Annotated in this window: 3 protein-coding genes; 1 reads left to right on the top strand and 2 read right to left on the bottom strand. The window is 71.5% G+C overall.

Features of this window, described 5'->3' with window-relative positions; genetic code table 11:
• Positions 1-54 precede the first annotated feature (54 nt).
• Positions 55-846: an ABC transporter ATP-binding protein gene (locus tag ABZ484_RS30555; protein ID WP_358869163.1), complete on the top strand. Its 792-nt coding sequence runs from the start codon at positions 55-57 to the stop codon at positions 844-846.
• 28 nt (positions 847-874) lie between these two features.
• On the opposite strand, the gene ABZ484_RS30550 is transcribed toward ABZ484_RS30555, so the two are convergent.
• Positions 875-2,389, bottom strand: coding sequence for a hypothetical protein (locus ABZ484_RS30550; protein ID WP_358869162.1), 1,515 nt, complete (start codon positions 2,387-2,389; stop codon positions 875-877).
• A gap of 228 nt (positions 2,390-2,617) precedes the next feature.
• The gene (locus tag ABZ484_RS30545) at positions 2,618-7,546 is read right to left on the bottom strand and encodes an NAD-glutamate dehydrogenase (RefSeq protein WP_358869161.1); all 4,929 of its coding nucleotides are present in this window, start codon (positions 7,544-7,546) and stop codon (positions 2,618-2,620) included.
• Between the last annotated feature and the right edge of the window lie 1,271 nt (positions 7,547-8,817).

The following is an 8,817-nucleotide window of genomic DNA, read 5'->3' as shown; positions in this document are numbered from 1 at the left end:
TCGCCGGCATCGGCGGCTTCGTCTACTTCTGGAAGGCTGAGGAGAGGTACGGCCGTGGCTGAGCGCAGCACCGAGAAGATCCCCACCGTCGTCGCCGACAAGGTCGACATCGTCTACCGGGTCCACGGCACCGGCGCCGGACGCGGCTCCGCGACCGCCGCCCTCAACCGCATCCTGCGCCCGGGGAAGGCCGAGAAGGCGGCGGGCGTGCGCCGGGTGCACGCCGTGAAGAAGGTGTCGTTCGTCGCCTACAAGGGCGAGGCCATCGGCCTGATCGGCACCAACGGCTCCGGCAAGTCCACGCTGCTCAAGGCGGTGGCGGGCCTGCTGCCGGTGGAGAACGGCAAGATCTACACCGACGGCCAGCCCTCGCTCCTCGGCGTCAACGCGGCGCTGATGAACGACCTGACCGGCGAGCGCAACGTCCACCTGGGCGGACTGGCCATGGGCATGTCCCGGGAGCAGATCAGGGAGCGCTACCAGGACATCGTCGACTTCTCCGGCATCAACGACAAGGGCGACTTCATCACCCTGCCGATGCGGACGTACTCCTCCGGCATGGCGGCCCGGCTGCGGTTCTCCATCGCCGCCGCCAAGGACCACGACGTCCTCCTCATCGACGAGGCCCTGGCCACCGGCGACCGTGCCTTCCAGAAGCGCTCGGAGGAACGCATCCGCGAGCTGCGCAAGCACGCCGGCACGGTGTTCCTGGTCAGCCACAACAACAACTCCATCCGCGACACCTGCGAGCGTGTGCTGTGGCTGGAGCGCGGTGTGCTGCGCATGGACGGCCCGACCGAGGAGGTCCTCGCGGCCTACGAGGCCTTCACCGGCGGCAAGTCCTAGGCGGACCTGTCCTTGGGCCCGGCCCGGGTCAGGGGGTCACCTCGTACAGCACCTCGCCGTCCGGCCCGTGGGCCACCGGGCGCAGCCCCCGGGACCGCATCGGCCTGGCGCCGTCCAGCACCCAGCGCACGTCGTAGGTCCGCAGGATGTCCTCGCGGACGGAGGGCGGTGTGTCGCGGGTGTAGTAGCGCTGGACGGCCTTCTGGCGCCGGGCGGTGTCCGGCAGGAAGAACTCCGGGTAGCCGGGGGCGACGGTGTAGGCGCCGTAGGCGGGGATCAGCTGGGCGGCGAAGTCGCGGGCCATGACGACATCGCCGTACCTCACGTACGGGGTGATCCAGTGGTAGTCCGCCCACGGTTGTGTGTAGCGGGCGGCCAGCGCGTCGGGCAGCGCGGCGCGGCCGACGACGTATCCGAGCATTCCGGCCTGGGTCCAGGCGCCCACGGCGAACGCGGCGGCCAGCGCCCAGGCCCAGCGGATCCGCACCGCGCGCCGCCCGCCCTGGACCACGGCCAGCGCGGCGGCCAGCTGGGCGGGGATCAGCGCGGCGGGCAGCGCCCGCCCCCAGGAGTAGTGGCCGCTGACGAAGCCCGCCGCGCACACCAGCGCGCCCAGCAGGAAGAAGACCACCAGCGGGTCCCGGTGGTCGCGCCGCCACCGCGCCCCCAGCGCGGCCACACCGAGCAGCACCAGCCAGTAGCGGCCCGCGAAGTGCTCGTAGAGCGCGCGGTGCACCTGCTCCAGGTCGCCGCCGACCGAGAACAGGGCGAAGAAGTCGTAGTACGGCCACAGCCACAGCACCAGCAGGCCCAGCCCGGCGCCGGCGGCGAGCCTCGGCCACATCCGGCGCGGGGGCCGGGCGGCGATCACCGCGGCGAGAGCGCCCAGCGTGGCGACGACCCCGGTGAACTGGTGGCAGAGCAGGATCACCGCCCACAGCGCCCCGAGCCCGAGCCACACCCCTCGCCCGCCGGGCGCGCGCAGCGCACGGGTGAGCCACGCCCACAGGTGGAAGGCGAGACCGAGGGCGAACACGCTGGGGTACGACACCGTCAGCGCGAGGGAGTTCAGGGCGATGAAGCCGCTCCAGTTGATCAGGACGGTGCCCCACAGCAGGACCAGGCTCAGGGCGGCCAGGGCGGGTGCGGCCCGGTGCGCGCTCAGTGTCCGCGCATACCGCCACACGCCCGTCACCAGCAGCGCCAGCCCGGTGAGCGCGGCCAGTCGCAGCACCACGAAGACCGACCAGCCGCCCGCCCGTGCGAGGCAGCCGAGAAGCACCATCCACGGGGAGTAGTACGGGCTCGGGGAGTCGGCGGCGACGAGCGGATTGCCGGGGTGCAGCAGGCTGTGGCGCAGGCGTTCGATGGTGGCCGCGTGCATGCCCAGGTCTCCGGCCCACGGCAGCCGGGCGATCACCGCGAGCAGCAGGACGACAAGGATCTCGGCGGCGGCACGGGGGGCGAGGGCACGTCTCGCGGCGGCCGGCGGCCGCCGCGCGGCTCTGCCGGCGGGGCGCGCCTCAGGCGGCGCGGCGCGCATCGGGGGCCTGCGCGGCCGGACGGCTCTCCCTGAGGCTCACTGTCATGCGCATCACGCGCGCCACTTTATCCGAATGATCCCGTTTAGCAGGAAAAGGTAAATTCACCGTGCGTCGTGTGCCAGACGGCGGAAAGAGAGCGGAAAGAGAGTGGAAAGAAGACGAGATGAGGGCGCCCCGGGCCCGCTGTCGCGGCCCGGGGCGCCCTCCTTGGGAGCTCGCCGTGTGTGCTACGAGTGCGTCCGCAGCAGCGTGCGCATCGTCCTCATCGCCACCGACAGGTTGGCCAGGTCGAACGCGTCCGAGCCGTGGATCTCCTCCAGCGTGGTGCGGGCCCGCGACAGGATCGGCGCGTTCTTCTGCTCCCACACCTTGAACCGCTGCTCCGGCGTCGAGGTGCCGTTGCCGACGGCCAGCACATCCGCCGTGAGGCCCGCGTGCGCCGCGTACAGGTCCTCGCGGATCGACGCGCGGGCCATGGACTGCCAGCGGTCGGCGCGCGGCAACTCGATGATGCGGTCCATCAGCTGGGTGATGCTGAGCCGGTCGGCGAGGTCGTAGTACACCTCGGCGACGTCCATCGGGTCCTTGCCCATGCGGTCGGCGATCGAGACGATGTCCAGCGCCGGGAAGGCGGAGGAGAACCCGGCCACGCGGGTGGCCAGCTCGTCCGGGACACCGGCGGCGGACAGCTCGTCGTAGACCTGCTGGTACCAGTCCAGGTCCGCGCCGCGCAGCAGCTTGGGCAGCTCGGCCCACACCTGCTCCACCCGGTCGGCGAAGAACTCCACCGTCTCCGTCAGCTGGAGCGGCTGCGGCCGGTTGTTCAGCAGCCAGCGCGTGCCGCGCTCGACCAGACGGCGCGAGTGGAGCCGGATCCGGGTCTGGACGTCGGCCTCGACCTTGTTGTCCAGCGCCTCCACCGCGTCCCACACCGGCGCCGAGCGGAAGATCGCGCGGGCCACGGTCTGCGCCCGGACGATCTCCTCCAGCGACGCGCCGGTCTCCTCCCGCAGCCGGTGCAGATACGTCGTACCGCCGGTGTTCACCGTGTCGTTGACCAGCACGGTCGCGGTGATCTCGCGGTGCAGCGGGTGGCTGTCGATCTGCTCGGCGAACTGCTCGCGCAGCTGGGTCGGGAAGTAGGCGTACAGCAGGGTGCGCAGGTAGGGGTCGTCCGGCAGCGAGGTGTGCAGCAGCTCCTCGCACACCGTGATCTTCGTGTAGGCCAGCAGCACGGCCGTCTCCGGACCGGTCAGACCGTGTCCGGCGGTCAGCCGCTCACGGATCTGGCGGTCGGTGGGCAGGAACTCCAGCGCCCGGTTCAGATGGCCCTCGCGCACCAGGTGCTTCATGAAGCGCTGCTGGGCGTGGAGCATGTCCTTGGACTGGGCGAGCGCGTTGGCGATCGCCGTGTTCTGCGCGTAGTTGTTGCGCAGCACCAGGGCGCCGACCTCGTCGGTCATCTGGGCGAGCAGCTTGTTGCGCTGCTTGACGGTCATGTCGCCGTCCGTGACCAGGCCGTTGAGCAGGATCTTGATGTTCACCTCGTGGTCGGAGGTGTCCACGCCCGCGCTGTTGTCGATGGCGTCGGTGTTGACCTTGCCGCCGGTCTGCGCGAACTCGATCCGGCCCAGCTGGGTGCAGCCCAGGTTGCCGCCCTCGCCGACGACGCGGACCCTGAGGTCCCGGCCGTCGACGCGGATGGCGTCGTTGGCCTTGTCGCCGACGTCGGCGTTGGACTCGGACGACGCCTTGACGTACGTACCGATGCCGCCGTTCCACAGCAGGTCCACCGGGGCCTTGAGGATCGCCCGCATCAGGTCGGCCGGGGTCATCTTGGTGACCTTGTCCTCGATGCCGAGGGCCTCGCGGACGTGCGCGTTGACCGGGATCGACTTGGCGCTGCGCGGGAAGATCCCGCCGCCGGCCGACAGCAGGTCGGTGTTGTAGTCGGCCCAGCTGGAGCGCGGCAGGTCGAACAGGCGGCGGCGCTCGGCGTAGCCGGTGGCCGCGTCCGGGTTCGGGTCGAGGAAGATGTGCCGGTGGTCGAAGGCGGCGACCAGGCGGATGTGCTCGCTGAGCAGCATGCCGTTGCCGAACACGTCACCGGACATGTCGCCGATGCCGACGACCGTGAATTCCTGGGACTGGGTGTCCACGTCCAGCTCCCGGAAGTGCCGCTTGACCGACTCCCAGGCGCCGCGGGCGGTGATGCCCATGCCCTTGTGGTCGTAGCCCGCGGAGCCGCCGGAGGCGAAGGCGTCGCCGAGCCAGAAGTCGTAGGACTCGGCCACCTCGTTGGCGATGTCCGAGAACGTCGCCGTGCCCTTGTCGGCCGCGACCACCAGGTAGGTGTCGTCGCCGTCGTGCCGGACGACGTCCTTGGGGGGCACGACCTCGCCCGCGACCATGTTGTCGGTGATGTCGAGCAGCGCCGAGATGAACATCTTGTAGCTGGCGATGCCCTCGGCCAGCCAGGCGTCCCGGTCCACGCTCGGGTCGGGCAGCTGCTTGGCGACGAAGCCTCCCTTGGCGCCCACCGGCACGATGACGGTGTTCTTCACCATCTGCGCCTTGACCAGGCCCAGGATCTCGGTGCGGAAGTCCTCGCGCCGGTCGGACCAGCGCAGACCACCGCGGGCGACCTTGCCGAAGCGCAGGTGCACGCCCTCCACCCGCGGCGAGTACACCCAGATCTCGTACGCCGGGCGCGGCGCCGGAAGGTCCGGGATGGCCTGCGGGTCGAACTTCATGGAGACGTAGTCGTGCGGCGCGCCCGAGCCGTTCTTCTGGAAGAAGTTGGTCCGCAGGGTCGCCTTGATGACCGTCAGGAAGGACCTGAGGATCCGGTCCTCGTCGAGGGAGGCCACCTGGTCCAGGGCCGCGTCGACCTCTTCGAGCAGGGCGTCGACCAGCTCGTGGCCGGCGCGCTGCCGCTCGGGCGCCATCCGCGCCTCGAACAGGGAGACGAGCACACGGGTGGTGTGGACGTTGTTGCGGAGGGTGTCCTCCATGTAGTCCTGGCTGAAGGTGGAGCCCGCCTGGCGCAGGTACTTGGCGTAGGCGCGCAGCACCATCGCCTGGCGCCAGCTCAGCCCGGCGCTCAGCACCAGCGCGTTGAACCCGTCGTTCTCCGCCTTGCCGGTCCAGGCGGCGGCGAAGGCGTCCTGGAAGCGCTCACGGGCGTCGTCGGCGAGATAGTCGCCGCCGACCTCGAGCGGGACGCGCAGACCGAAGTCGTAGATCCACGCCGTCGTGCGGTCCGCGCAGCGCAGCTCGTACGGCCGCTCGTCGGTGACCTCCACGCCGAGCTGGCTGAGCACCGGCAGGACCCGCGAGAGGGAGACCGAGCCGCCCTTCTGGTAGATCTTGAAACGGCGCTCCTCGGGGGCGGCGCCCACCGGCTCGTACAGGCTCAGCGCGAACGTCTTGTCCTCGCCGAGCTGCTCCAGGTTGACCAGGTCGGCCACCGCGGCGCGCGGGGTGTGGTCGGCCTTGTAGCCCTCGGGGAAGGCGTGGTTGTAGCGGCGCAGCAGCTCGGCGGCGCGCTCCTCGCCGAGTTCGGCGGTCAGCGCCTCGGCGAAGGCGTCGGCCCAGGAGCGGGCGGCCTCCACCAGGCGGGCCTCGATGCGCTCCTTGTCGCTGTCGGACAGCTGCGGCAGCTCGGTGCCCTGCGGGACGCGGACGACGAAGTGCAGCCGGGACAGGATCGACTCGGTGTTCCAGGCCGTGAAGTCGACGCTGGTACCGCCGAGCTCCTCCTTGAGGATGTCGATGATCCGCAGGCGCACGCCCGTGGTGTAGCGGTCGCGCGGGAGGTAGACGAGGGCGGAGTAGTAGCGCCCGTACTCGTCCTGGCGCAGGTACAGCCGCAGCCGGCGGCGCTCCTGGAGGTAGAGGACGGAGGTGACGATCGGCTCCAGCTCGGCGGCCGGGGTCTGGAACAGCTCGTCGCGCGGGTAGGTCTCCATGATCTGGAGCAGGTCGCGCCCGTCGTGGCTGTTGGGCGAGAACCCGGCGAGGCCCAGGACCTCCTCGACCTTGCGGCGGATGACCGGCACCCGGCGCACCGACTCGGTGTACGCGGCGGAGGAGAACAGGCCGAGGAAGCGGCGCTCGCCGACCACCTCGCCCTTGTCGTCGAACTTCTTGACCCCGATGTAGTCCAGGTACGACGGCCGGTGCACGGTGGCCCGGCTGTTGGCCTTGGTGAGCACGAGCAGCTTGTGCTCGCGGGCCTTGGCGCGGGCGTCGGCGGGCAGCCGCTCGAAGGACGGGCTGACCGGATGCTTGTCCTCACCGGCGTGGTGCGGGTCCGAACGCAGTATGCCCAGCCCGGTGCCGGGCACGGCGGCCAGGGAGTCGTCCTCGCGCAGCTGGTACTCGCGGTAGCCGAGGAAGGTGAAGTGGTCGGCGGACAGCCAGTGCAGCAGCTCGCGGGCCTCCTCGACCTGCTGCTCGGGCAGGTCGGCGGGCAGGGTCTCCTCGGGCAGCCCCTCGGCGATACGGGTCGCCGCGTCGCGCATCTTCTCCCAGTCCTCGACGGCCTCGCGGACGTCGGAGAGCACGCGCAGCAGGTCGGCGGTGATCTGCTTCAGGTCGGAGCGGTCGGTCTCGCGGTCGATCTCGACGTGGATCCAGGACTCGAAGTGCGCGTCGTGCGGCAGCGGCTCGCCGGCCGACGCGGTGGGCAGCACCTCGAGGAGCTTGCCGGTCAGGTCGCGGCGGACGACGAACTGCGGGTGGACCACGACGTGGATGCCGCGTCCCTGACGGGTCAGCTCGTTGGTGACCGAGTCGACGAGGAACGGCATGTCGTCGGTGACGACCTCCACGACGGAGTGGCTGCACGTCCAGCCGTTCTCCTCGACGGTCGGGGTGTGCACCCGCACGTTGGCCGTGCCCTGCGGGCGCGTCTCGGCCAGACGGTAGTGGGAGAAAGCGGCTCCGAAGACGTCGACCGGGTCGCGGTCGGCGAGGTCCTCCGGGGCGGTGTGCAGGTAGTAGCGCTGGAGGAACGAGAGTACGGAGTCCCGGTCCGGGGCACCCTCGTCCGTCGTCCCGGTCGGGAGGTGCCCCCCGGCCGGACTGTTCTCAGCTACCCGAGCGGCCCTCTCGAGCAACTCGGCCTTGGCTTCGTCCAGCTTGGTCTGCATTGTCCTCTGGCTCCTGTCGCGCGCCGTTGCGTGACGTTGAAGGAAGTACGGTCTCTTCCCCTTGGGCGTAACGTCCCGGTCCGGGGTGTCCGGTCCCTTCCGACGCTATGCCGCGAGGTGAGATGAGCGGGGGGTTATCGGCCATCTTCGACGCGCCCGACGGATGTGACGCTGCTCTCGGCGGCGCCGCCGGTCGGGGTTGACGCGGCGTCCTGGGGGCCGTCGAGGCCCCGTCCCGCCCGCGAGGACCAGCGACCGCCGCCCGGTCACGGCTGTCGTCCGTGCACACCGGGCGCAGAGCGGAGACTGGGGTGCCCCCGCGACCTATCGCGCTGATCACGCCACAAGGCTATCGCTCTTCACGGGTAACCCGTCATGAGCCGTATGTGTACAAAACCCGGGGTGGAACTTTGACGTTCTGCACAGGGGTGCCGGTGACAAAAACGACGTAGGCCCACACTGGCCGACGCCCGGCGGCGGACAGAGCCACCCCCGGCCGCAGGGGCCCGGAAGAGGCCCGCACAGAGCCGGGAAAGGGCCCGGGCGGGCCGGAAGGCCGGAAGAGGGCCCGGCGCGGGCCGGGAAAGGGCCCGGGCGGGCCGGGAAAGTGCCCGGGCGGGCCGGGAAAGTGCCCGGGCGGGCCGGGAAAGGGTCCGCGCGGGCCGGGAAAGGGTCCGCGCGGGCCGGGAAAGGGTCCGCGCGGGCAGGAAGAGCGTCCGGGCTCAGCCAGGGCAGCCAGGTTAGCCAGGGCATGGCCCGCACCGAGCCGGACACGGCCCGCGCCGGAGCTCGGGCGGAGGCCGGACGGAAGCCGGGCGGACGCCGGGTGGAGGAGGGCATGGCCCGCACCGAGCCGGACACGGCCCGCGCCGGAGCTCGGGCGGAGGCCGGACGGAAGCCGGGCAGACGCCGGGTGGAGGCCGGACGGACGCCAGACGGACGCCGCCCGCATGGGGCTGCACGGGCTTGGTGAGCTGCACGGGCCTGCGGCCGTACGAGTCTGGGGCCGCACGGGTCTGGGGCCGTACGAATCTGGGGCCGCACGGGTCTGGGGCCGTACGAGTCTGGGGTCGCACGGGCCTGGGGCCGCACAGGCCCGGCGCCGCACGGGCCTGGGGCCGCACAGGCCCGGCGCCGCACGGGCCCGGCGCCGCACAGGCCCGGCGCCGCACAGGCCCGGCGCCGCACAGGCCCGGCGCCCTCCGCGTCTCGCGCCGTCCGCGTCTGGCGCCGTCCGGGTCTGGGCCGCAGTCCCGGTGGCGCCTGACGGA

This window comes from Streptomyces sp. NPDC006393, assembly GCF_040628575.1.
Lineage (GTDB): Bacteria > Actinomycetota > Actinomycetes > Streptomycetales > Streptomycetaceae > Streptomyces.
The sequence above is the reverse complement of the archived record's forward strand: the minus strand, read 5'-3'. Positions and strand labels throughout refer to the sequence as shown.

Coding starts and splice junctions, on each gene's coding strand:
- ABZ484_RS30550 (WP_358869162.1), bottom strand. CDS start 2,389: ATGCGCGCCGCGCCGCCTGAGGCGCGCCCCGCCGGCAGAGCCGCGCGG.
- ABZ484_RS30545 (WP_358869161.1), bottom strand. CDS start 7,546: ATGCAGACCAAGCTGGACGAAGCCAAGGCCGAGTTGCTCGAGAGGGCC.